Origin of the sequence: Aeromonas sp. 603607, from assembly GCF_049171595.1 — a bacterium.
In the GTDB taxonomy this organism is placed as follows: domain Bacteria; phylum Pseudomonadota; class Gammaproteobacteria; order Enterobacterales; family Aeromonadaceae; genus Aeromonas; species Aeromonas veronii.
In genome coordinates, this window is sequence record NZ_JAAKOV010000002.1 from 146,143 (window position 1) to 169,175 (window position 23,033).

The following is a 23,033-nucleotide window of genomic DNA, read 5'->3' on the forward strand; positions in this document are numbered from 1 at the left end:
ATCGACAACCGGAGAAAAACGTTTACAGCAGCATAACCCTTTCTTATCCAGTTATAAATTCTTTGCGCTATGCACGGACCAATCCCCTCCCTAAAGTGGGCCCATTATTCCCCTTGTCAGGCCATCTCCTTCATGTGTGAACAAGATGCATCCCTCAACTTGCGCCGCCGCGCCGTGCAGGCTGCCCTCGGCGAAGCCCCCTTCGATCTGCTGCTGACCAACGCCAACCTGATCGACATGGTGACCGGCGAGATCCGCCCCGTCGACGTGGGGCTGGTCGGCCCGCTGATTGCCAGCGTCCATCCGGTCGGCTCCTTCCAGCAGGCACGCGAGACCCACGATCTGGCCGGCGCCTATCTCTCGCCCGGTCTTATCGACAGCCATGTCCATATGGAGAGCTCCCACCTGACGCCGGAGCGCTACGCCGATGTGGTGGTCGCGCAGGGCACCACCACCATCTTCTGGGATCCCCACGAGCTGGCCAATGTGCTCGGGCTGGCGGGGGTACGCTATGCCATCGACGCCAGCCGCAATCTGCCGCTGCGGGTCATCTGCGCCGCCCCCTCCAGCGTTCCCTCGACGCCGGGTCTCGAGATGTCGGGCGCCGACTTCCACGGCCCCGAGATGGCCACCATGCTGGAGTGGCCAGAGGTGGCGGGGATCGCCGAGGTGATGGACATGCAGGGGGTGCTGGGCGGCAGCGAGCGGATGACCGGCATTCTGCACGCCGGTTTGCAGCGCAATGCCCTGATTGAGGGACACGCCCGGGGCCTCACTGGTCACCGGCTGCAAGCCTATCTGGCCGCCGGGGTTAGCTCGGATCACGAACTCACTTCGGCTGCCGATGCGCTGGAAAAATTGCGCGCCGGGCTCACCCTGCAGCTGCGCGGCTCCCACCCCTATCTGCTGCCGGAGATCGTCGCGGCGCTGAAACAGCTGCCCCACCTCTCCTCCCAAATCACCCTCTGTACCGACGATGTGCCGCCCGACATGCTGCTGGAGAAGGGTGGCATGATTGCGCTGGTCAAGCTGCTGGCAGAGCTGGGGCTGGCGGTACCCGACGTGCTGCGGATGGCCACCCTCAATGCCGCCATCCGGCTGCAGCGCAACGATCTGGGGCTGGTTGCCGCCGGCCGCTGCGCCGATCTGGTGGTGTTCGACAACCTCACCGATCTCAACCCGATCTACGTCTACAGCGGCGGCCTGCGGGTCGCCCGCCATGGCGCCATTCTCAAACCCTCCGAGCCTGTCGCAGGTTGTCAGGCGCCGCGCGATACCATGCAGATCCCCCTGCGCACGCTGGAGGAGTTCATCATCCGGGTACCCGGGCTGGCTGCGGGTCGGGCCCGCTTCAAGACCATCAAGGGGGCTCGCTTCACCCAGTGGAGTGAAACCGAGGTTGAGGTTCGGGATGGTCAAGTCATCGTGCCAGCGGGATTTAGCCTCATCTCGGTGCAACACCGCCATGGTCGCCATCAGGGGGGCACCCGGCTGGCGCTGCTGGAGGGGTGGGGCGAACTGCAAGGGGCCATCGCCACCAGCTACTCCCACGACTCCCACAATCTGGTGGTGCTGGGGCGCGACCCGCAAGAGATGATGCTGGCCGCCAACACCCTGATCGCCAGCGGGGGCGGCATGGCGGTCGTCCAGCAGGGTGAGGTGCTGGCCCACGTTGCCATGCCCATCGCCGGCATGCTCTCCGACCTGCCGGCCAGCGAGCTGGCCGCCAGCTTCCACGCCCTGCGCGAAGTGAGCGGCAAGGTGGTGGAGTGGGAGCCCCCCTACCGGGTCTTCAAGGCCATCGAGGGGACCTGTCTTGCCTGCAATGCGGGGCCCCATCTGACCGATCTCGGCCTCACCGATGGCCTGACCCGCGAGATTGTCGATCCCTTCATCTGCTGCTGGCCCCACGATGCCAGCCAAGCCGATTAACACCGAGGAGAACAGCGTGAACCCTGTCGCCATTATTCTGGATACCGACCCCGGCATCGACGATGCCGTTGCCATCGCCGCCGCCCTGTTTCATCCCGGGATCGAGCTGGCGCTCATCACCACGGTCGCCGGCAACGTCGATGTCAGCAAGACCACCCGCAACGCTCTGCGCCTGCTGCACTTTTTCGGCCAAGAGGTGCCGGTGGCACAGGGAGCCAGCCAGCCCCTCGTGCGCCCCCTCGACAATGCCAGCCATATCCACGGCCACTCCGGCCTCGATGGTTACGAGTTTGCCGAGCCCGGGCAACAGCCGCTGCCGATGCATGCCGTCGAAGCCATGAAGGCCACTCTGCTCGCCAGCGAACAACCCATGACGCTGGTGCCCATCGGGCCGCTGACCAATATCGCCCTGCTGCTCACCCTGCACCCCGAGTGCCAGGAGAAGATCGCGCGGATCGTGCTGATGGGCGGCTCGGCCGGTCGGGGCAACCACACCCCCAATGCCGAGTTCAATATCTACGTGGACCCGGAGGCGGCCCACATCGTCTTCAGCAGCGGCCTGCCCATCGTGATGTGCGGGCTCGATGTCACCAGCCGGGCCACCCTGACCGGCGAGATGATTGCGGCGCTACCCGCCCTCAACCGCACCGGCGCCATGCTCCACGCCCTGTTCGGCCACTATCGCGGCGGCAGCATGCACACCGGGCTCAAGATGCACGATCTCTGCGCCATCGCCTATCTGGTACGCCCCGACCTCTTTATCACCCGGGCCTGCCATGTGGCCATCGAGACCCGGGGTGAACACACTCTGGGCACCACCTCGGTGGATATCAACAACCGGCTCAAACGCCCGCCCAACGCCGAGGTGTGCCTCGATATCGACGTGCCCGGATTCAGGGCCTGGTGCATGGAGACCCTTGCCCGCGCCATCTGATCCCGAACCGCCAGCCCGCTGGCCCATTCACATCAAGAAGAGAGTGTTGGAAACATGCTGGAAATAATTGTCAGCACCCTGATCCTGGTCATCTGCGGCTATCTCATCGCCAAAAACTACGATGCCAAGATAGTGCTGTTTGGCGCCGGATTGCTGCTGATGTTTGCCGCCGTCGGACTGGGCCACCCCCTGCTGCCTGCGGCGCAGAGCAGCGGCCTCAACTGGCTTGACCCCTTCGTCCAGATCAAGCAGATCTTCATCAGCCAGATGGGCAATGTCGGGCTCACCATCATGGTGTTGTTCGGCTTCTCCAGCTACATGAGCCACATCGGCGCCAACGACGTCACCGTCATGCTGCTGACCCGCCCCTTGAGCCGCATCCGCTCCCCCTACCTGCTGGTGCCGGTGATCTTCCTTTTGGGCAACCTGCTCTCGCTGGTGGTGCCGAGCGCTGCCAGTCTGGCGGTGTTGCTGATGGCGACCCTCTATCCGGTGCTCAAGGCGTCGAACATGTCCTCCCTTACCGCGGGGGCCGTCATTGCCACCACAGCCACCATCATGCCCAGCCCGCTGGGAGCCGATAACGTGCTGGCCGCCCAGAAGCTGGGCATCCCGCTGGTGGAGTACATCGTCTCCTACCACGCGCCCATCTCGCTGCCGACGCTGGCGTTGATGGCAGTAGTGCACTACTTCTGGCAGAAGGCGATGGACAAGCGGCAGCGGGCGCGCGGCGGACTGGAGGAAAAAGAGGAGTCGCTCGCCGTGCCCACCGGCTTGCCGCCCGCCTACTACGGCCTCTTTCCGATACTGCCACTGGTGCTGGTACTGCTGTTCGGCATCTGCTTCACCCATATCTCCCTCGGGCTGGTGGAGATCACCTTCGTCTGCCTGCTGCTCACCATAGGGGTGGAGCTGCTGCGCAAAGGCAATATCAAGGAGACCAGCAAGGAGTTCGCCATCTTCTTCACCGGCATGGGCACGGGGCTCGCTCAGGTGGTCTCGCTCATCGTAGCGGCCAGCATGTTGGTGGAGGGACTGAAAGCCATCGGCATCATAGATACCCTGGTCGATAGCGTGAAACACATCGACGGCGTCGGCTCCATCCTTATGTTCTTCTTCTCCGGTACGGCGGCGCTGATCGGCTTTATCAGCGGCAGCGGTCTGGCGGTCTTCTACTCCTTTATCAACATCATTCCCGAGATCACCGAGAAGGTCGGGGTCAACAGCGTCGCGGTGGCCCTGCCGATGCAGCTCACCGCCAACCTGATCCGCTCCATGTCGCCAGTCGCCGCGGTGATCATCGTCATCGCCTCGATCACCGGCAGCAACCCCATCGAGATCATCAAGCGCACCTCGGTGCCCATCATCTCGGGCATCATCTGCTGCATGACCCTCTCCTACCTGCTGTTCAGCTAAACCAGCTCCATCTGCAGGCGATCAATCCGGTCGCCTGCAGAGGTTTTTTTACCCCCGGTTGAAAGTGAACCCACTGCATGTAAACGCCCGGAAGATAATCGGTGGGGATCGTCTATAACTTTTGCGACCAAGAGCCACATACGCCTGAGTAACTGACCGCCAGCCATCAGGCTCAGCCCCCTAATTCAACTCCCAGAGCTCTCGTGCCGTCATTCTTGGTTGGCGCCCTGCATCGACAGCATCACCAGCAAGGACTCGCCTTTCCCTGACACCACTCTCACCTCGCGCCAGTCGCGGATCACCGCCACCACCGCAGGGTTGAGCGGTGCATCGCCCCCCACCTGTACCACGGCGCAGCCTGCACGCAGGGCGCTCTCAATACCGGCCGGGGCATCCTCAAATACCAGACAGCGAGCGGGTGGCACGCCAAGCCGTACAGCGCCCAGCAGATAGGGCTCGGGATCGGGTTTGCCATTGACCACCGCTTCGGCTCCCACCAACACGTTAGGCAGCGGCAAACCGGCACAATTCAGGCGATGGCGGGCAACCCGCTCACCAGCGGAGGTCACGATGGCCCAATGCTGTGGCGGCAGGTGGCGCAGCAACTCGCCAGCTCCTGCGATGGCGTCGCCGCCGGTATGCAGCATCTCCAACTCATCAAGCCGCGCGACCTCTCGCTCCACATCCAGTTGCGGAGCCAGCGACCGGATCACCTCGCGCGAACGCATACCGTGACACATCGCCAACACCGGCTCGGGATCGCGCAGATGTTCACGACACCAGAGCCGCCATACCTGCTCCACATCGCCGGTCGAGCAGACCAGGGTGCCATCCATATCGAACAGCAGGGCGGATACCGACAGGGTGATCGTGTTCATGCCAGCACTCATACAGACACTCATACAGGCACCCCGGCCAGCTCGGGCAGAGAGCCAGAGAGCGCATCGGCAAAGGCCTGCTGCTGGGCGGCACGCTCATAACAGGCGAGCGCCTGCTCGGTACTGCCAGCCCACACTTGCAAGGGGCCGACCACAAACCCCTGTTGCAACAGGCTGGCGAGCAGCTCCCCAGTCTCCGGGGCCGCCAACGGCTGAGCCAGCACCAGCTTGCCCTTGATCAAAAACAGATAACGTTGGGTAGACATGATATGGCTCCTTATTCCGGTTCAGAGGAGGGCGATTCCCCCCTTGCCGAGCCATTAGAACAAGGCGATTAGATAATTTATAATCAATAAATCGCCACTTTGGATAACCAATTGGAATGAAATTCGACTTGAGGCAACTGCAGGCGTTTGTGACGCTGGCCGAGACCGCCAACTACCGGGAAGCGGCCAATCGCCTCTTCATTACCCAACCGGCCCTCACCAAGCAGATCCAGGGGCTGGAGCAGACGCTGGGCTGCACCCTGTTCAAGCGGGGCCGCCATGGTGCCGAGCTGACGGCGCTCGGCGCCCAGCTGCTCACTCAGGCAAGCGCACTGGTCAAACACGGCAGGGAGTTTGAACGTCACGCGCTGGCAGTGGCGAGTGGCGTGGCCGGTCGGCTCAAGATTGGGTTTGGCCTGTCGAGTTTCGCGCTGGCCCCTGCGCTGGTGGCCCGCTTCAAACAGCAGGTCACGGACGTGATGGTCCATCTGCAGGATATGCCCTCCGCGATCCAGCAGGAGCAGCTGCTCTCCGGCCAGTTGCAACTTGGTTTTATGCGTCGGCCAGAGACTCCGCTGTTGCAGGAGCATCGGCTGCTGACCGACCGGCTGGTACTGGCGGTGCCAACCCGGATAACCCAGCCAGATCCGTCATCGTTTGACGTCCAGCAGGCACTGACTAGTCAACCCCTGTTGCAGATGGTGGGCTACCGTTGTCCCGGCCTAACCCGGCAGATCGCCGGGTTTCTCGGCGCCAACCGGCTGACCGGCATGGTTCAAGAGGCAGAGGATATTCAGACTCTGGTGGCATTGGTTGCGGCAGGCATAGGTAATGCCATCCTGCCGCACAGCGTCAGCTTTATCGCGGGCCCGGACGTCACCCTCTATCCCCTCTTTGGCCCCTGTTCCGAGTGGGAGATAAGTCTGGTGTGGAACCCCGCCTTTGCCGACCCGATCCGCGATCGCTTCGTGCAGCTGGTCCTCGATCCCCATCCCGCACCGCACCCAGCCACAATCGATCGCTGACCCAGCCAAAAACTCCCGCAGACGGAACCAGGAGAAGATAGCGCTCAGCAATCGAGATGAATTAATCGGGCCTTTGTGAATCAAAGCATTTCAATTAACACACCACTGATCTTCACAGGGGATGCCATCTCCTTCCCCATCCATCTTGGTACCAGGGCAGTTTTGTAAAAACCAGGTTGCCTCCTCACAGGAGGTCATCTGGGAGCAATGCTGCCGACCATCACACTGGCGAGTAAAGGTCGCTGCCTGTGGCGTACTGAAGATGGAACTAACCTCCTCTTGAGTAACTGGCGATGCGGGCGGCAAATTGGCAAAGAAGCGGGAATAGATGGAAAAGAGGCCGACGAGCAGCAACAGGGGGAGCAATTTACCACTCCAGCTGCTCTTGCGACGTCGATAGGGGTTACTTCTCTCTCTGGTCGAGGTGGGTCTTGGCGGCTGACTTGCCGCCCGAAATGCAGGCGCCGCCGATGATGCGGCTGATCTTGCTGCTGATGGTGCGACCGACGGCACAACACCCGCCAACGTGAGCGGGCGATCGGGGAAAAAGACCTGCAACGCCCTTGGCTTGCCATCCTGACCACTGCCGATCAGATAGGTGACACGCTCCCCCGGCTCGGGCACCCGGCCATCTGATTGCAGCGCCGTAACATGCACAAACAGCCCTGCACCGCGTGATCCATTGATTGTCTGCTCGGCGCCATTTTGCTCCGGCGTAATAAATCCAAAGCCGCGCGCCTCGTTCCAGCTCGCGATCCGTCCCTGATAACGCATCTGTCCATCCTTGTTGTTATCCATGTGAGCACTATATTGCCCGACAATCATGTTGCCCAAAAGCGCTGCGGCCCAACATAGGGCCGCAGACATAAATGTCAAAACAGTGAGCAAGCTCAGCCTGCTGCCTAAGGGTCAGTCGAGCTGGGATACCTTGATGACCTCGGCAATGCGGCTCAGCATCCGCAGCGAGGTGTGGTGCTCGGTGGCATCCGCCGCCGCACAGGCATCCTCCAGAATGGTGATGGCGTAGTCCCGATCATGGCCATCCCGCGCCGCCGCCTGAATAGCCCAGCTGGTACTTACGCCGCACAGATAGAGGTGGTCGATATGGTTGGCCCGCAAGGCGGGTTCCAGCGCAGTGCCATAGAAGGGGCTCACTCTGGGTTTGGCCAGCACCAGATCACCGGGCTGTACATCGAGGTCTGCATGAAAATCGGTGCCGCTGTCACAAAGTGAGAGGGCGCCAAGCTGATGGGCCCTGCCAAACATGGGGGAACCCTTGGGTTGCAGTTGATAACGGCTGTCGAAACCGACCTTGATCAGCACCACCAGCCAGTCGTGGGCGCGGGCATGGGCCAGCGCCTGATTGGCATGCGCAATGGCATCCTGCTCCACCACGTGGGCTGCGGAGGCGGCAATGCGCCCGTCGGGATGGGCAATATCGTTGATAAAATCGATCACCAGCAGTGCCTTGTTCATCACCTTTGCTCCTTCGCGAATTCAGCCCGTATTACCTGGTTTCTACCTGTCAAACCAGCCCCAGTGCATAGCGCAGCGCCATCTCCTTGAGCGGGCCCGCCTTGTCCGCCAGATTGAGAGCAAGATTGCGGGCCAGCTTGAGGGGGCCAATCTCGTTGCTGAATACCCCGTAGAAGAGATCCATTCCCGACTGCATCAGCAGGTTGTCGGGGCGACGGCGTCGCTCGTAACGCTCGGCCAACGCCAGCTGATGCCAGTCGGCGCCAGCTCCTTGCAGCAGATCAGCCCAGCAGGCCACATCCTTGAAGCCGAGGTTGACCCCCTGCCCCGCCAGCGGGTTGATGGTGTGGGCAGCATCGCCAAGCAGCACCACCCGACCGACGTGATAGTCGTTGGCGTGGCGACGCACCAGCGGGAAACTCCCCTTGCCGGTGACGGTGAACCCGCCGAGCCGACTCGGGAAGTGGCGACGCACCTCGGCGGCAAGCCCTTCGTTGCTCATGGCAGTGAGCGCCCGGATACGGGCTGGGCTGTCATACCACACCAGAGAGCCGTGCTGACCGGGCAGCGGCAGGAAGGCGCGCGGGCCGCTCGGGGTGAACTGCTGCCAGGTGATATCTTCCTGCGCAAAGTCGGTGTCGATATTGATCAGCATGCAGTGCTGGCGGTACTCGAAGCGCGATACGCCGATACCCGCCAGCTTGCGGGTGTGGGATTCGGCACCGTCGCAGGCCAGCACCCAGCGCGCGGCCAGCTCGGTGCCGTCGTCCAGAGTCAGCACAGCTTCATCCGCACTCTGGCGCAGGCTGGTCACCGCCGCCGGGGTGTGGGTCTGGATGGTGGGAAAATCCTCCATCCGCTTGAGCAGGGCGAGCTGCACCAACCGGTTTTCGATGATGTAGCCGAGCTGGGGCAGACCGAGATCGGCGGCATTGAAGCGGGTGGCAAAACCGTCCAGCTCCCAGGTCTCCAGCCGGCGATAGGGGCAGAGCCGCATCTGCTGCAGATGGTGCCAGGCACCGGCCTGCTCCAGCAGCGCCACCGAAGCCTGACTGATGGCGGAGACCCGCAGATCCAGCGGCTGCTCCGGCGCGTAATGCTCCGGCAGTTGGGTCTCGATGACCCGCACCGAGAGACCCTGAGCCGCCAGCATACAGGCGGTGGCGGCGCCCACCATGCCGGCGCCGACGATGGCGATATCACACTGTTCCATACATTTATTCCTGAAAGGGTGCGTCCGGCGACAGCGCCCGGACGTGAACCGGATGGCTGCATGATAGCGCAAGGGCGGCTGATAAACAGTGAGACAAACAGGGAATTGCTGCGTCAAATCAAGGAGAAAGCTTATTGAGCTTGCTGGCAACAGGTATCGGGTGAGCACCATTGCCAGCTGGATATTAGCTAGGCAGTATCCAGATTGCGGAGTAAAATGCGCGGTCCTTTGACCATGCCGATTTCAAAACAAGTCAAGAGAAGCAATGAGCAAGAAACTTCACATTAAAACCTGGGGTTGCCAGATGAACGAGTATGACTCGTCCAAAATGGCCGACCTGTTGGATGCCAGCAATGGCTACACCCTTACCGAAGAGCCCGAAGAGGCAGATGTCTTGCTGCTGAATACCTGCTCCATCCGCGAAAAGGCGCAGGAGAAGGTGTTCCACCAGCTGGGACGCTGGAAAAAGCTCAAGGCCAACAAGCCCGGTCTGGTGATCGGCGTGGGTGGCTGCGTTGCCTCTCAGGAGGGCGATGCCATCCGCCAGCGCGCTCCCTATGTGGATATCGTGTTCGGCCCGCAGACCCTGCATCGCCTGCCCGCCATGATCAAGGAAGTGCAAGAGGGCCGTGGTGCCCAGGTTGATATCGCCTTCCCCGAGATCGAAAAATTCGACAGCCTGCCCGAACCGCGCGCCGAAGGGGCCACCGCGTTCGTCTCCATCATGGAAGGCTGCTCCAAATACTGTACTTACTGCGTGGTGCCCTACACCCGCGGTGAAGAGGTGAGCCGACCGCTGGACGACGTGCTCTACGAAATCGCCCAGCTCGCCCAGCAGGGCGTGCGCGAAGTGAACCTGCTCGGCCAGAACGTCAACGCCTACCGCGGCCCGACCTTTGATGACGGCATCTGCACCTTCGCCGAGTTGCTGCGTCTGGTGGCCGCTATCGACGGTATCGATCGCATTCGCTACACCACCAGCCACCCGATCGAATTCACCGACGACATCATCGAAGTCTACAAAGACACCCCGGAAGTGGTCAGCTTCCTGCACCTGCCGGTGCAGAGCGGCTCCGACCGTATTCTGACCATGATGAAGCGCCCGCACACCATCCTGGAGTACAAATCCAAGATCCGTCGCCTGCGTGCCGCCCGTCCCGACATCACCATCAGCTCCGACTTCATCGTTGGCTTCCCGAACGAGACGGACGAAGACTTTGAAGCGACCATGAAGCTGATCGAGGATGTGGGTTTCGACATGAGCTTCAGCTTCATCTTCAGCCCGCGCCCGGGCACTCCGGCCGCCGACATGCCCGACGATGTCGATATGGAAGTGAAAAAAGCCCGTCTGGCCCGCCTGCAGCACGTCATCAACAACCAGGCGATGCAGATTGGCCGTGCCATGCTGGGCACCACCCAGCGCATCCTGGTGGAAGGGCCCTCCAAGCTCGACCCGATGCAGTTGTGTGGCCGCACCGAGAACAACCGGGTGGTCAACTTCGAAGGCCAGCACACCCTGATCGGCGGCTTTGCCGACGTGGAGATCACCGAGGTGCGTCCCAACTCCCTGCGCGGCAAGTTCATCCGCGGCGAGAGCGAGATGAACCTGCGGATCGCCACCGCCCCGAGCGAAATCCTGGCCCGTCGCCCGGATAACGTACCGGACGAACTCGGAGTAGCCGCGTTCACCCCCGCCCAGAGCGAAATCCCGGTTAAATCCAACCGCCCGGATAACGTGCCGGACGAGCTGGGCGTTGCCGCCTTCACTCCCCATTAATCCCCTCCTCCCCATTCGCCCGGCGGATGGGGAGCGCCTTGAGACGAGGATATTTTGAGCCGACACATCTCGACCCTGAATCTGCATCTGGAGCCCGCCGACAACCAGCGCCTTGCCAGCCTGTGCGGCCCCTTCGATGATAACATCAAGCAGCTGGAGCGCCGCCTCGGCGTCGAGATCAGCTACCGTGACAGCCACTTCCAGCTGGTGGGCAAACCGGCCCAGCTGGATGCCGCCGCCGTCATCCTCAAACACCTCTATGTGGAAACCCAGCCCCTCAAGGGTGGCAAGGTGACCGATATCACTCCCGACATGGTCCATCTGGCCATTCAGGAGTCGCGGGTGCTGGAGCAGGATGACGAACCGGCGCCGAGCATCCCCTATGGCAAGGAGGTGACGGTCAAGACCAAGCGCGGTCTCATCAAACCACGCAGCCCAAATCAGGCCCAGTACATTGCCAATATCGTGCGCCACGATATCTGCTTCGGCATAGGCCCGGCCGGTACCGGCAAGACCTATCTGGCGGTCGCAGCGGCGGTGGATGCGCTGGAGCGTCAGGAAATTCGCCGCATTCTGCTGACCCGTCCGGCGGTGGAAGCGGGTGAGAAGCTCGGCTTCCTGCCCGGGGATCTCTCCCAGAAGGTGGATCCTTACCTGCGCCCGCTCTACGACGCCCTGTTCGAGATGCTGGGCTTTGAGCGGGTCGAGAAGCTGATGGAGCGCAACATCATCGAGGTGGCGCCGCTCGCCTATATGCGCGGAAGAACCCTCAATGACGCCTTTATCATTCTCGATGAGGCCCAGAACACCACCACCGAGCAGATGAAGATGTTCCTGACCCGGATCGGCTTCAACTCCAAGGCTGTGGTCACCGGTGACATCACCCAGGTAGATCTGCCGCGCAACGCCAAATCCGGCCTGCGCCACGCGCTGGAAGTGCTGCCAGGGGTCGATGGTCTGTCGTTCAACTTCTTCGAATCCAAAGACGTGGTGCGCCACCCGGTGGTGGCCCGCATCGTGCAGGCCTATGAGGCGTTCGACGCCAAACAGGCAGCCGAGAAGGTGGCCGGCCAAACAAACGCCAGCAAAGAGAGTGAGCAATGAGCGTAACCTTGGATCTGCAGCTGGCCAGTGCCAGCACTGACGGCCTGCCCACCGAAGCCCAGCTGCAAGGCTGGCTCGACGGCACCATTCTCGGCTTCCAGCAGGAGGCAGAAGTGACGGTGCGTATCGTCGATGAGGCGGAGAGCAACGAGCTCAATCTCACCTATCGCGGCAAGGACAAGCCCACCAACGTGCTCTCCTTCCCGTTCGAGGCGCCACCCGGTCTGGAGCTGCCGCTGCTCGGCGATCTGGTGATCTGCCGTCAGGTGGTAGAGCGCGAGGCCGAGGAGCAGGGCAAGCCCCTGATGGCCCACTGGGCCCACATGGTTGTGCACGGCAGTCTGCATCTGCTAGGTTATGACCATATCGAGGATGAGGAAGCCGAAGAGATGGAGCAGCTGGAACGCGACATCATGCAGGAGCTAGGTTTTGCCGATCCTTATCTGAACGACGAAGAGTAAAGAACCGGATGGTCATCGTCTTGAAACAGCAGATGGCCATCCTTATATAACCCGAACTATTTCAAGTGTGTTCATACGAGTAACCAAGAGAGAAAATGACCGACGATCACCCTAGTACCGGCTCGCCGAAGAAAACCTGGCTCGACAAACTCAGCCAACTCTTCCAGGGCGAGCCAAAAGACCGCAATGATTTGGTAGACGTGATAGCCGATGCCGAAGAGCGCGACCTCATCGATCAGGACACCAAGGACATGATCGAGGGGGTGCTGGAGATCGCCGATCTTCGCGTGCGCGATATCATGATCCCCCGCTCCCAGATGGTGACCATCGAGAAGTCCCAGCCGGTGGATGCAATCCTGCCGGTGATCATCGAGTCCGGCCACTCCCGCTTCCCGGTGATCAACGAGGACAAGGATCATGTGGAGGGCATTCTGCTCGCCAAGGATCTGCTCCCCTTCGGGTTTGGCGGCCATCACGCCAGCGAGCCGCTGCAGCTCGAGAAAATCTTGCGCCCCACGGTGATCGTGCCTGAAAGCAAACGGGTTGACCGTCTGCTCAAGGAGTTCCGTGAAGAGCGCTACCACATGGCCATCGTGGTCGACGAATTTGGTGGCGTCTCCGGTCTGGTGACCATTGAAGACATTCTCGAGCTTATCGTCGGCGAGATAGATGACGAATTCGATGACATCGAGGATGAGCCGGACGAAATCCGCCGCATCAGCAAACGGGTCTTCTCGGTTAGTGCCCTTACCGAGATCGAGGATTTCAACGACTTCTTCGGCACCCAGTTCAGCGATGAAGAGGTGGATACTGTGGGTGGTCTGGTGATGCACGCCTTCAGTCATCTGCCCAAGAAGGGCGAGGAGATCGAGCTGGACGGCTACCTGTTCAAGGTGATGCATGCCGACCGGCGTCGTCTGCAGCAGTTGCAGGTGAAGATCCCCGAGCACCACGCGGCGGCGCAATCCGAGCCGCAATAAGCAGATCCGCTCGATGTGTGAAACAACGCCCCGACCTCGGGGCGTTGTGCTCTCTGCCACCGGCATCGAGGCTCGCCGTTGCCCCGCTTACAGGTTAAGATACCGGCCATTCGACCCAGTTGCAGACCAAGACGAGCACCATCGCCCGTGAGATTATCCCCTGTTACTTCCAAAATTCTGTTAAGCCTCAGTGCGTTGGCCTCTGGTGCCATCGCCGTGCTGGCCTTCTCCCCCTTCGGCTACTGGCCGCTGGTGATCCCCTCCCTGCTTGGCCTCTACGCCCTGCTGGACAAAGCCACGCCGAAACAGGCCGCCTGGCGCGGTTTTGGCTACGCCATGGGACTCTTTTTGCCGGGGCTGTGGTGGATCCATGTCAGCATGACCGAGTTTGGTGGCATCCCGCTACCGGTCGCCTTCGTGCTGCTGGCCGGGCTCTCCGCCTATCTGGCACTCTACCCGACGCTCGCCTGCTGGGTCTTTGCCCGCTTCTTTGGCGGCCGTCACTGGAGCCGCTGGCTGCTAGCCTTCCCGGCCCTCTGGTTGGTCGCTGACTGGCTGCGCGGCTGGGTGATGACCGGCTTCCCCTGGCTCTGGTTTGGTTACAGCCAGATCGACGGCCCGCTCAAGGGATTTGCTCCCATTCTCGGGGTACAGGGCATCACCCTAGCACTGCTATTCTCCGCCTCCGCCATTTGGCTGGTGTGGAAATCCCGCTCGCCACTGTGGCTGGCGGTGCCCGCCCTGCTGGTGGCCGGCGCTCACGGCCTGATGCAGCTCAACTGGGTGACCCGTGGCGAGCCGGTCAAGGTGGCGCTGGTGCAAGGCAATATCGCCCAGTCCCTCAAGTGGGATCCGGAGGCACTGGCCCCCACGGTGCGCACCTATCAGGACTTGAGCCGCGAGAATCAGGATGCCGACATCATCGTCTGGCCGGAGTCGGCGATCCCGGCCATCGAGAAGGCGATGGGCCCCTATCTGGAGAATCTGGACAAGGCGATGAAGGTGAACGATACCGGCCTGCTGGCGGGGATCATCCACTACGACGAGCAGCAACAGCGTTTCTACAATACCGTGCTCGGCATGGGGGTGCAGGATGCGGATGGCAAGGAGTCCTACTTCTACAACCACTCCAACCGCTACAACAAGTACCACCTGCTGCCCATCGGCGAGTTCGTGCCGTTTGAAGATCTGCTGCGCCCCATCGCCCCCTTCTTCAACCTGCCGATGTCCTCCTTCAGCCGGGGTGACGAAGTGCAGCCAAACCTGATCGCCAAGGGGCTCAAGTTTGCCGCCGCCATCTGCTACGAGATCATCTTCCCGGAGGAGGTACGCCGCAACGTCAATGCCGATACCGACTTCCTGCTGACCGTCTCCAACGACGCCTGGTTCGGCACCAGTATCGGCCCCTGGCAGCATATGGAGATCGCCCGGATGCGCGCGCTGGAGCTGGCTCGTCCGCTGCTGCGGGACACCAACACCGGTATCACTATCGTCACCGAGATCGATGGCAGCATCATCGGCCAGATCCCGCAGTTTGAAGCGGGCGTGCTGCGTAGCGAAGTGCGTCCCGCCCACGGCGAGACCCCCTACCTGCGCTTTGGCAGCTGGCCTCTCTACGGTCTGACCGTACTGCTGCTGGGTCTGGCGCTGGCGCTGCGCCCCAAGGCTCACCCCTGGGCCCGCGAACTGTAATGACCACCCGCAACCCCCGATAAACAACGAGGCGCCCGCAGGCGCCTCGTTTTTTTCATCTCCAATCAAAGCGATATGCCTGAGAAGGACATAAAGCCGAGGGACATCAGCCCCGCCACGATAAAGGTGATGCCGATGCCCCGCAGCCCCTCGGGAACATCGGCGTACTTCAGTTTCTGGCGCAGCCCGGCCATGGCGACAATGGCCAGCAGCCAGCCAAGCCCCGAGCCTGCACTGTAGACCAGCGACTCGACAAAATCGTAATCCCGCTGCGCCATAAACATCACCCCGCCAAAGATGGCGCAGTGCACCGTCAACAGCGGCAGATAGATGCCGAGCGCCTGATAGAGCGCCGGAACGTACTTGTCGAGCACCATCTCCATCACCTGCACCAGCGCCGCCAACACCCCGATGTAGATGATGTAATCGAGAAATCCCAGATCGAATTCCCCGAAAAAGGTGCTGCCTGCCCGCAAGATATGGCGGTAAATCAAGTTGTTGAGGGGAATAGCGATCACCATCACCACCAGGATCGTCATACCAAGGCCAAAGGCGGTGTTGATGTTCTTCGAGACGGCCAGAAAGGTACACATCCCCAGAAAGAATGCCAGGGCGAGGTTCTCGACAAAGATTGAGTGAATAAACAGGTTGAGGTAGTAGTCCATAGGTGTGCTCACCAGGTGTTTGCGCAAAGAGAAAGTCTGCCTCTGGCCGATGGCCAGCAGCATGGACGAAACAATAGAAAGCGCGGACGCAGCACCGGACGATAGAGCGCAGGCTGCAGGTGTCAGCCTGCCCCGTCAGTCAATCGGGAGCGTTAAAAGCAGTGTGAAAACGTGGATGAGCGTCCGCCAGCCGGGTGAGCTAGTCGCCGTGACAGAAGCGAAATTGCAGATGGTGGCCGCAGAGTTGCCGTTTATGCAGATAGCCAACGTGGCCACAAGCTTGTCTGACATAGATCAGCGGCACAAAGAACAGCAGGCCACAGAGCAGGCCGAGGATATCGTGCTGGAACCAGGCCAGCAGCATCTGGTAGAGATGGCCGTCCCGCTCTTTCGCCAACCGCCGCCCCTGCTCGACCCCGTGGCGCCACTGGTTGCTCGGCAGCAAGCCGACCGTGTCGACCAGACGCTGGTTGATCGGGTCTTGCAGTGCCATCCCCGCCATCGCCCCGGCAGATGGCCCCTGCGACACGGCGCTCAGCCCAGCTGCGGCAAAAGCAGCGAGCCACAGAATGCAGGCGATGGCAAAGGCCATTGCACCGTGCTGTATGCGGCTTGGGGGTAAGCGACTGGCAAGAGGCAAGGTTCGAGCTCCTTCAGGGATGACAGGAATGCGTGGATAAATATATCACAAGCCATCGCTTTATTGGATTTTGATATTCACCTAATCATGCAAATCAGCACTAAACACTCAATTATCACTGAACTGAGCATTTAAAACCCAAACAAATGGGGGAGCATCTGCCCCCCCTCCGGTCACTGGCTCACCCTCAATGGCAATAGCCACCCTCTTCACATCGCTTGCAGGCAGCAGATCACATAGCCGTAACTGCCCAGATATTGGCGGTGGATGGCCACTTCCCGGCTCAAGTCCTGCCAGGCGGCACTCTCCCCCAGCTCGTCTCGATAGCGCACCAGATTGACCTCGATAGGGTCCAGATAGTTGTTCCAAGCGCTCATCGGCAAGAGTGTGTGTGACAGGCAGCGGTAGCCTGCCGCTTGTACCGTCTCAAGCAGGCCCGCCAGCGTCTGCATGGCGGGATAATCCTGCTGCCAGAATGCCAATGCCTCCTCGGGCGGGTTATCGGTCAGCCAGACCGCATCACTCAGCACGATGCAAGCCTGCGGGCTCGCGAGCAGCGGACGCCACGCCTTCAGTGCATTGGCAACCCCCATCACGTAAGCGCTCCCCTCTGCCCAGATGAGGTCGGCCGGGGCCAGATCGTCCGGCAGTGCCGCCATGTTGGCGCAGAGGGTGGAGACATGCTCAAAGCCCGCTGCACGGGCGGAGTGCGCCACGGCGGCCAGCGCCTCCTCTTCCAGATCGATGGCCACAATGGCGGCATCGGTCACCTGAGCCAGCGCCATGGTCGAGGCACCGCGCCCGCAGCCCATGTCGAGGATCCGGCGCGGCCGAATGGGCAAGGCGGCAAACTGCTGCTGGGTGAAGGCGCGATCCCCCGGCCCCCAGTAACCCATGCCATCCAGCAGCTGGATAAAGTCCTTGATGTAACGATCATGTTCATTCATGTCTTTGCTCAACCATTGCAAGTGGTAGCGATCTTTCTCGCTAAAACCCTGTTTCATCACCCACGCGAAGTAGGCCTCCGGTGCCTCGCGCTGCAGTTGCAGCTGCCAGGCCTTGAATTCCTCACCGGAGCGCGGACGCAACCCTGCCAGATCCGCCAACAGATCGCGGGCGCGCTGCATCCGCGCCAGCTCCTGATCGAGCTCCCTTACACGGGCCTGCAATGCCGCCTGATCTATCTCGCCAGCCAGACAGGCGAGGCACTGCTTGAGGCTGAGACCACCCGCCTGCAGGGCCTGCACCATCTGCAGTCGCTGCTGATCCCCCTCGTCATAGTGGCGATAGCCGTTGGCGGCCCGGGTGCCGGCAATCACCCCCAGCTTCTCGTAATAGAGCAGGGTGGAGCGGGCGAGGCCGCAGCGGCGGGCCAGTTCGGATATTTTCATGGCAATCACTCACGGTGCGGGCCCTCAGGTGACCCGATAGAGACGAGCTTAAACTGTAAAGCTATAGACAGGTCAACGCCCTTTTCCAGAGATCCGCCAACAAAAACGGCCACCCGAGGGTGGCCGTTGTCAGCGCTATCTGTGATAAAGCGGCGATAGAGCAGCGATGCTACCGGCTCAGAGACCGGCCGCCTCCAGATGCTCCACCAGCAGCTGCACGCTGCGGTTGCCGCGCCACTCGTTGACATCGAGCCGGTAGACAAGCCGCACCCGCTTGACCGAGGCATCGGGCCAGCGCTTGAGATCGACGCCAAAGGCGATGGCATCCACCGCGTGACCGGAATCGGTTGTCAGCATCATCTTGAGGTGCTTCTCCCCCACCAGCCGCTGCTGCACCAGCACAAATTCGCCGTCGAACAGCGGCTCGGGGAAGGCCTGACCCCAGGGGCCGGAGGCGCGAATCAGCTCCGCCAGCTCGATATTGAGTTCGTCCGGCAACAACTCGCCATCGGTGAGCAACACCCCGGTCAAAAGCTCCGGTGTCACCAGCTCACTGATGACAGCCTCAAAGGCCCGACCGAACGCCTCGATGTTGGCCTTGGGCAGGGTCAACCCCGCCGCCATGGCATGGCCGCCAAACTTGCCCATCAGGCCCGGATGGCGGGTATCGAGCAGTTCCAGCGCATCGCGCAGGTGCACCCCGGGAATGGAGCGGCCGGAGCCCTTGAGCTCGGTCTCGCTGCTCTCGGCAAAGGCGATGACCGGGCGGTAGTACTTCTCCTTCACCTTGGAGGCCACCAGCCCCACCACCCCCTGATGCCACTCGTTGCGGTGCAGCACTATGCCCGACGGTACCTCGCCATCGCGAAACCGGATCTGCTCCAGGGTGGCGAGGGCCTCCTGCTGCATCCCCTGCTCGATCTCCTTGCGCTCCTGATTGAGGCTGTCCATCTCGGCCGCAAGCTGGCTCGCCAGATTAAGGTCATCGCAGAGCAGACAGGCGACCCCGAGGGACATGTCATCGAGGCGCCCAACCGCATTGAGGCGCGGCCCCAGCGCAAAACCGAGGTCGGCGGCGGTGAGACGGCGACCATCGCGACCCGACACATCCACCAGCGCCTGAATGCCGGGGCGGCAGCGGCCAGCCCGGATCCGCTGCAAGCCCTGATGGACCAGAATGCGGTTGTTGCCATCGAGCGCCACCACATCGGCGACCGTGCCGAGGGCCACCAGATCGAGGTAATCCGCCACATTGGGCGCGCGCAACCCTTGCCGTTCGAACCAGCCGAGCTGACGCAGATGGGTGTTGAGGGCCGCCATCAGGTAGAAGGCCACCCCCACCCCGGCCAGCGACTTGGAGGGGAAGTCGCAACCGCGCTGGTTCGGGTTGACGATGGCATCGGCGTCAGGCAGCTCCTGACCTGGCAAATGGTGATCGGTAACCAGTACCTGCATGCCGGCCGCCTTGGCTGCCGCCACCCCGGCGATGCTGGAGATGCCGTTATCCACCGTGATCAGGAACTCGGCGCCGCGGGCCACCGCCAGCTCGACGATCTCGGGGGTGAGGCCATAACCGAACTCGAAGCGGTTGGGCACCAGAAAATCGATATGGCGCCCCCCCATGGCGCGCAGGGCCAGCACGCACAGGGCCGAGCTGGTGGCGCCGTCGCAGTCGAAGTCGCCGACGATAAGGATCCGTTTTTGCGCCGTCAGCGCCTCCGCCAGCAGCGGCACCGCACGCTCCATCCCATAGAGGCGCTGGGGAGGCAGCAACTGGCTGGCGCTGCGCTCGAGCAGAGCGGGATCCTCTACGCCACGGCTGGCGAAGATTTGACGAAGCAGGGGGTGCAGGGTGGCGGGGAGATGGGAATCATCAACTCGCGGACGACGACGGATTTGCAGGGGCATCAATGTGATCCAGTATCTTGAGCAGTTGTTCCGGGCTCTGGTAGCCCCTTACCAGATCTCCATCAGAGGAGACCCAGGCAGGCAGTACCTTGACCCCCAACCACTGGCTCAGGCCAATATTCTCGATAAGGGTCTCACTACATTCCTTTTGAGGCAAATAGGCTTTGAAGGGATCATTCTGTAGCAGGGGATCCTTGCACCAGTGGGAAGCCTGTCCTGCATGTTCAATCACGGGGTAGAGCTCGACACTGACCCCGGACGCCTGCAGATGTTGCAGCGTGCCGGACAGCTGGCGACGAGCGGCATCCTGCTCACCGAAAAAGAGCGCAACCCGATGACGCTCATTACTGGCCTGGAGAACGACCGGTGTATGGGTCACCTGGGACAAGCCCAGTCGACGCTGCTCGCGCATGCCCGAGATGGTGAGGTTCTTCATGTTATGAGTCATATCCAGCATGACCCCCTGCACCACATAGTTCCCCTTGGCATCGCTGTAGAGCACCCCTTGCGAAGTGCCCAGCATATAGAGCCCGGGAATGGGGGTCTGTTCCACCAGATAAACAGAGACCCCTAACCGGGCGGTAATGGTCTGTTTCAAGGTTTGGGTATCCATCCCCGCTCTGGCAGCAAATGTGCACAAAAGCATCATTCCCAGTAGTAAATACTTCACTTGTTTACTCACGCGGTATGAATGAATCGACCCAGCAAACTACAGCAGCACAGCTCATCATTCAACCAGCTACTTATCAAAAAATTAATATCACTTTGTACCAAAAAAAAGGTTCCCCCCGATTGCCAAGGACTCATAACGCCCGCAAGCTAGTCAGGACGACAGGAACAACGCGGCTTAGCCTCTGTTTTTCCTGACAAGAGTTCGCCCTTTGGCAAGGGTAATCAACGCGCTATCTTGTTTAATTTCGGAGGAAATAATGAGTCTGATTCAAGAGTTCAAAGCCTTTGCCGCCCGCGGCAACGTCATCGATATGGCGGTCGGTATCATCATTGGTGCCGCCTTCGGCAAAATTGTCTCCTCTTTTGTCGGTGACGTGATCATGCCGCCCATCGGCCTGATCCTGGGCGGCGTGGACTTCAGCGACCTGGCGGTCACCCTGAAGGCCGCAGAAGGTGCAACACCCGCCGTAGTTATCGCCTATGGCAAGTTCATCCAGACCATCATCGACTTTCTGATCATCTCTTTTGCCATCTTCATGGGACTGAAAGCCATCAACACCCTCAAGAAGAAGCAGGAAGAGGAAGCCGCCGCCCCGGCAGGCCCGACCAAGGATCAGGAGCTGCTGACCGAGATCCGTGATCTGCTGAAATCCCAGCAAGGGAAATAAGCGCCATCTCCTGTCGTGTAGAGATAAAAAAACCGCCTGCTGGCGGTTTTTTGTTTTTGGGAGGCCAGCCACTCAGGCTCTGGGGTGGTGCTCCCCGTGCAGCGCCTTGAGTCGCTCGTTGGCCACATGGGTGTAGATCTGGGTGGTGGAGAGATCCGCATGGCCCAGCAGCATCTGCACAACCCGCAGATCAGCGCCGTGGTTGAGCAGATGGGTGGCAAAGGCGTGGCGCAAGGTGTGAGGGGATAGCTCGCCGTTGATCCCGGCCCGCATGGCATAGAGCTTGATGCGATGCCAGAAGGTCTGGCGGGTCATCATGCGCGCCTGCTTGGAGGGAAAGACCACGTCCGAGCTGGCGCCCCCCAGCAGCAGGGTGCGCGCCTCCCGGTAGTAACGCTCCAACCAGTGCATCGCCTCCTCGCCCATGGGTACCAACCGCTCCTTGTTGCCCTTGCCCACAACCCGCACCAAGCCCTGACGCAAACTGACATGCTCGGCAGTGAGCCCCACCAGCTCGGAAACCCGCAAGCCGGTGGCGTAGAGCAGCTCCAGCATTGCCTTGTCCCGCAGCTCCAGCGGGTCATCCACCAGCGGTGCACTAAGAAGTGCCTCCACTTCCGCTTCGCTTAAATCGGAGGGGAGTTTTTTCGGCAGCTTGGGCCCCTCCAGCAGCACGGTCGGATCATCGCTGCGCAGCTTCTCACGGTTGAGATACTGGTAAAAACGGCGCAGGGCCGACAGGAAGCGGGCTGTGCTGCTGGCCGCAAACTGGTGATCGACCCGCCAGGCGAGGTAGTGCTGGATCTCGTCCATCCCAGCCAACAGCAGCGAGCTCCCCTGCTCGTCGAGCCAGAGGGAGAACTTCTCCAGATCGCTGCGATAGGAGCTGACCGTGTTGTCAGATAATCCCCGCTCCAGCCAGAGGGCGTCGAGGAAGGGTTCAATCAGGGGATGTGGGTCGGGCTTGCTCATGGTGCGCTGCAATAAGGGGAAAGATGGCCCATTGTAACGCGCCAACTCCTTGGAAAGACAAGGCACTTTCATTGGATAGATAAGGCACGTTTGCCACGCCCCTTACCGAGCGGTGAAGGTCGAATGGCAATCTGCTAGACTGGCGCCCTCCCCTTACGTTACCCATCGTGTTGCCAACATGGCGCTGCCCACACGAGCATGCGAGAACGCGCCAAAAGCAAGCGAGAAAGCGCCAACAGAGAGAAGAGCGATGAAGATTGGTCTGTTTTACGGTTCCACCACCTGCTACACCGAGATGGCAGCCGAGAAGATCCGCGCCCTCATCGGCCCCGAGCTGGTGGATATTCACAATATCAAGGATGTCTCCCTGCGCCGGATGGAGGATTACGAGATCCTGATCCTCGGCATCTCCACTTGGGATTTTGGCGAACTGCAGGAGGACTGGGAGTCCCGCTGGGAAGATATCGCCGATCTCCATCTGGAGGGACGCATCGTGGCCCTGTTTGGCCTCGGCGATCAGCTCGGTTATGGCGAATGGTTCCAGGACGCCCTCGGCATGCTGCACGATCAGCTGGTGCCAAAAGGGGTCAAGCTGGTGGGCTACTGGCCCAACGAAGGGTACGAATTCGATGCCTCCAAGGCACTGATCGACGATGGCCGTCACTTCGTCGGGCTGGCCCTCGATGATGCCAACCAATATGACCAGACCGATCCGCGCATCGAGCAGTGGGTCGAGCAGATCCTGAGCGAAATCCACGCCCTGCTCTGATCTTTCCCACGTTTTGGCAAAACGACCCTGAGCGCCTGGCCCTGGCCGCCGGGCGCAGTTATCGCACCGATTTTCTCAATCGGTATCATCGCATGACGCTATAGCGACTTTTTTGTGCTGGTCTGCAACAATGGACTCGACATCCCATAACAATCAGAGCCGGATGTCGGAAGCAAACGGACAGACCAGAAAAG

General features: G+C 61.0%; 21 protein-coding genes and 1 pseudogene. 11 read left to right on the forward strand and 11 right to left on the reverse strand.

Translation table 11 applies throughout. The features are described from left to right. Positions 1–132 precede the first annotated feature (132 nt). The 3 genes from G5315_RS03645 to dcuC are packed head-to-tail and all read left to right on the forward strand — an operon-like array spanning position 133 to position 4,282. Positions 133–1,932 carry an adenine deaminase gene (locus G5315_RS03645; RefSeq protein ID WP_421332471.1) on the forward strand — a complete coding sequence of 600 codons (1,800 nt, stop codon included), beginning with the start codon at positions 133–135 and terminating at the stop codon, positions 1,930–1,932. A gap of 16 nt (positions 1,933–1,948) precedes the next feature. Further along, positions 1,949–2,866 carry a ribonucleoside hydrolase RihC gene (gene rihC / locus G5315_RS03650; RefSeq protein ID WP_421332473.1) on the forward strand — a complete coding sequence of 306 codons (918 nt, stop codon included), beginning with the start codon at positions 1,949–1,951 and terminating at the stop codon, positions 2,864–2,866. A 54-nt stretch (positions 2,867–2,920) separates the two neighbouring features. Next, the gene (gene dcuC, locus G5315_RS03655; RefSeq protein WP_421332475.1) at positions 2,921–4,282 is read left to right on the forward strand and encodes a C4-dicarboxylate transporter DcuC; all 1,362 of its coding nucleotides are present in this window, start codon (positions 2,921–2,923) and stop codon (positions 4,280–4,282) included. Between the two features lie 209 nt (positions 4,283–4,491). Here dcuC and G5315_RS03660 read toward each other — a convergent pair whose 3' ends face one another. Both G5315_RS03660 and G5315_RS03665 read right to left on the reverse strand, forming a co-directional pair. Next, positions 4,492–5,160, reverse strand: coding sequence for an HAD-IA family hydrolase (locus tag G5315_RS03660; protein WP_266134337.1), 669 nt, complete (start codon positions 5,158–5,160; stop codon positions 4,492–4,494). Between the two features lie 20 nt (positions 5,161–5,180). Further along, a complete protein-coding gene (locus tag G5315_RS03665; RefSeq protein ID WP_088868650.1) occupies positions 5,181–5,426 on the reverse strand; it encodes a hypothetical protein in 246 nt (81 codons plus the stop codon). A 116-nt stretch (positions 5,427–5,542) separates the two neighbouring features. On the opposite strand from G5315_RS03665, the gene G5315_RS03670 reads away from it, so the two are divergent. Further along, the gene (locus G5315_RS03670; protein ID WP_421258043.1) at positions 5,543–6,451 is read left to right on the forward strand and encodes a LysR family transcriptional regulator; all 909 of its coding nucleotides are present in this window, start codon (positions 5,543–5,545) and stop codon (positions 6,449–6,451) included. 90 nt (positions 6,452–6,541) lie between these two features. Here G5315_RS03670 and G5315_RS03675 read toward each other — a convergent pair whose 3' ends face one another. The 3 genes from G5315_RS03675 to G5315_RS03685 form a co-directional block, all read right to left on the reverse strand. Beyond that, positions 6,542–7,225, reverse strand: a complete 684-nt coding sequence (locus G5315_RS03675; protein ID WP_421332554.1) for a cold shock domain-containing protein — start codon at positions 7,223–7,225, stop codon at positions 6,542–6,544. Positions 7,226–7,360: 135 nt separating this feature from the next. Then, the gene (locus G5315_RS03680) at positions 7,361–7,927 is read right to left on the reverse strand and encodes a cysteine hydrolase family protein (RefSeq protein ID WP_421332477.1); all 567 of its coding nucleotides are present in this window, start codon (positions 7,925–7,927) and stop codon (positions 7,361–7,363) included. A gap of 49 nt (positions 7,928–7,976) precedes the next feature. Next, a complete protein-coding gene (locus tag G5315_RS03685) occupies positions 7,977–9,140 on the reverse strand; it encodes an FAD-dependent oxidoreductase (protein ID WP_421332478.1) in 1,164 nt (387 codons plus the stop codon). 265 nt (positions 9,141–9,405) lie between these two features. Here G5315_RS03685 and miaB point away from each other — a divergent pair. The 5 genes and pseudogenes from miaB to lnt form a co-directional block, all read left to right on the forward strand. Then, positions 9,406–10,833: pseudogene (gene miaB / locus G5315_RS03690) on the forward strand (tRNA (N6-isopentenyl adenosine(37)-C2)-methylthiotransferase MiaB); the annotation flags it as partial. A gap of 138 nt (positions 10,834–10,971) precedes the next feature. Beyond that, entirely contained in the window at positions 10,972–12,021 is a 1,050-nt protein-coding gene (locus G5315_RS03695; protein ID WP_005362369.1) for a PhoH family protein, read from the forward strand. Next, positions 12,018–12,482 (forward strand): rRNA maturation RNase YbeY, encoded by a 465-nt coding sequence (gene ybeY / locus G5315_RS03700; protein WP_058058877.1) that lies wholly within the window; start codon positions 12,018–12,020, stop codon positions 12,480–12,482. Before G5315_RS03695 ends, ybeY begins: the two co-directional genes overlap by 4 nt. Before the next feature lie 95 nt (positions 12,483–12,577). Next, positions 12,578–13,462: a CNNM family magnesium/cobalt transport protein CorC gene (corC, locus tag G5315_RS03705; protein ID WP_203118663.1), complete on the forward strand. Its 885-nt coding sequence runs from the start codon at positions 12,578–12,580 to the stop codon at positions 13,460–13,462. 147 nt (positions 13,463–13,609) lie between these two features. Next, the gene (gene lnt, locus G5315_RS03710; RefSeq protein WP_421332479.1) at positions 13,610–15,154 is read left to right on the forward strand and encodes an apolipoprotein N-acyltransferase; all 1,545 of its coding nucleotides are present in this window, start codon (positions 13,610–13,612) and stop codon (positions 15,152–15,154) included. Positions 15,155–15,219: 65 nt separating this feature from the next. Here the strand turns inward: lnt and nqrE are convergent, their stop codons facing one another. From nqrE to G5315_RS03735, 5 genes are all read right to left on the reverse strand, one after another. Next, positions 15,220–15,819, reverse strand: a complete 600-nt coding sequence (gene nqrE / locus G5315_RS03715) for an NADH:ubiquinone reductase (Na(+)-transporting) subunit E (RefSeq protein WP_043822505.1) — start codon at positions 15,817–15,819, stop codon at positions 15,220–15,222. A 199-nt stretch (positions 15,820–16,018) separates the two neighbouring features. Beyond that, complete coding sequence (locus G5315_RS03720) at positions 16,019–16,411, reverse strand: hypothetical protein (RefSeq protein ID WP_266134343.1); 393 nt, start codon at positions 16,409–16,411, stop codon at positions 16,019–16,021. Positions 16,412–16,668: 257 nt separating this feature from the next. Further along, positions 16,669–17,850 carry a MerR family transcriptional regulator gene (locus G5315_RS03725; protein WP_421332482.1) on the reverse strand — a complete coding sequence of 394 codons (1,182 nt, stop codon included), beginning with the start codon at positions 17,848–17,850 and terminating at the stop codon, positions 16,669–16,671. 177 nt (positions 17,851–18,027) lie between these two features. Continuing rightward, complete coding sequence (gene recJ / locus G5315_RS03730; protein ID WP_421332484.1) at positions 18,028–19,758, reverse strand: single-stranded-DNA-specific exonuclease RecJ; 1,731 nt, start codon at positions 19,756–19,758, stop codon at positions 18,028–18,030. Beyond that, the gene (locus G5315_RS03735; RefSeq protein ID WP_216953024.1) at positions 19,724–20,371 is read right to left on the reverse strand and encodes a disulfide isomerase DsbC N-terminal domain-containing protein; all 648 of its coding nucleotides are present in this window, start codon (positions 20,369–20,371) and stop codon (positions 19,724–19,726) included. Before G5315_RS03735 ends, recJ begins: the two co-directional genes overlap by 35 nt. Positions 20,372–20,687: 316 nt before the next feature. Here G5315_RS03735 and mscL point away from each other — a divergent pair, with 316 nt between their 5' ends. After that, positions 20,688–21,098, forward strand: coding sequence for a large-conductance mechanosensitive channel protein MscL (gene mscL / locus G5315_RS03740; RefSeq protein WP_047438040.1), 411 nt, complete (start codon positions 20,688–20,690; stop codon positions 21,096–21,098). Between the two features lie 72 nt (positions 21,099–21,170). Here mscL and xerD read toward each other — a convergent pair whose 3' ends face one another. Beyond that, entirely contained in the window at positions 21,171–22,070 is a 900-nt protein-coding gene (gene xerD, locus G5315_RS03745; protein ID WP_421332486.1) for a site-specific tyrosine recombinase XerD, read from the reverse strand. Positions 22,071–22,320: 250 nt separating this feature from the next. Between xerD and fldB the strand changes: the two genes are divergently transcribed. After that, positions 22,321–22,839 (forward strand): flavodoxin FldB, encoded by a 519-nt coding sequence (fldB, locus tag G5315_RS03750; RefSeq protein WP_005335151.1) that lies wholly within the window; start codon positions 22,321–22,323, stop codon positions 22,837–22,839. The last annotated feature ends 194 nt before the right edge of the window (positions 22,840–23,033 follow it).

Excerpts from the sequence above, each read along its gene's own strand:
- G5315_RS03665 (WP_088868650.1), bottom strand. The coding sequence starts at position 5,426 with ATGTCTACCCAACGTTATCTGTTTTTGATCAAGGGCAAGCTGGTGCTG.
- ybeY (WP_058058877.1), top strand. The coding sequence starts at position 12,018 with ATGAGCGTAACCTTGGATCTGCAGCTGGCCAGTGCCAGCACTGACGGC.
- G5315_RS03680 (WP_421332477.1), bottom strand. The coding sequence starts at position 7,927 with ATGAACAAGGCACTGCTGGTGATCGATTTTATCAACGATATTGCCCAT.
- recJ (WP_421332484.1), bottom strand. The coding sequence starts at position 19,758 with ATGCCCCTGCAAATCCGTCGTCGTCCGCGAGTTGATGATTCCCATCTC.
- G5315_RS03685 (WP_421332478.1), bottom strand. The coding sequence starts at position 9,140 with ATGGAACAGTGTGATATCGCCATCGTCGGCGCCGGCATGGTGGGCGCC.
- G5315_RS03660 (WP_266134337.1), bottom strand. The coding sequence starts at position 5,160 with ATGAACACGATCACCCTGTCGGTATCCGCCCTGCTGTTCGATATGGAT.
- fldB (WP_005335151.1), top strand. The coding sequence starts at position 22,321 with ATGAAGATTGGTCTGTTTTACGGTTCCACCACCTGCTACACCGAGATG.
- G5315_RS03675 (WP_421332554.1), bottom strand. The coding sequence starts at position 7,225 with ATGCGTTATCAGGGACGGATCGCGAGCTGGAACGAGGCGCGCGGCTTT.
- G5315_RS03670 (WP_421258043.1), top strand. The coding sequence starts at position 5,543 with ATGAAATTCGACTTGAGGCAACTGCAGGCGTTTGTGACGCTGGCCGAG.
- G5315_RS03720 (WP_266134343.1), bottom strand. The coding sequence starts at position 16,411 with ATGGCCTTTGCCATCGCCTGCATTCTGTGGCTCGCTGCTTTTGCCGCA.
- corC (WP_203118663.1), top strand. The coding sequence starts at position 12,578 with ATGACCGACGATCACCCTAGTACCGGCTCGCCGAAGAAAACCTGGCTC.
- G5315_RS03735 (WP_216953024.1), bottom strand. The coding sequence starts at position 20,371 with ATGGATACCCAAACCTTGAAACAGACCATTACCGCCCGGTTAGGGGTC.
- xerD (WP_421332486.1), bottom strand. The coding sequence starts at position 22,070 with ATGAGCAAGCCCGACCCACATCCCCTGATTGAACCCTTCCTCGACGCC.
- mscL (WP_047438040.1), top strand. The coding sequence starts at position 20,688 with ATGAGTCTGATTCAAGAGTTCAAAGCCTTTGCCGCCCGCGGCAACGTC.
- nqrE (WP_043822505.1), bottom strand. The coding sequence starts at position 15,819 with ATGGACTACTACCTCAACCTGTTTATTCACTCAATCTTTGTCGAGAAC.
- dcuC (WP_421332475.1), top strand. The coding sequence starts at position 2,921 with ATGCTGGAAATAATTGTCAGCACCCTGATCCTGGTCATCTGCGGCTAT.
- G5315_RS03725 (WP_421332482.1), bottom strand. The coding sequence starts at position 17,850 with ATGAAAATATCCGAACTGGCCCGCCGCTGCGGCCTCGCCCGCTCCACC.
- G5315_RS03645 (WP_421332471.1), top strand. The coding sequence starts at position 133 with ATGTGTGAACAAGATGCATCCCTCAACTTGCGCCGCCGCGCCGTGCAG.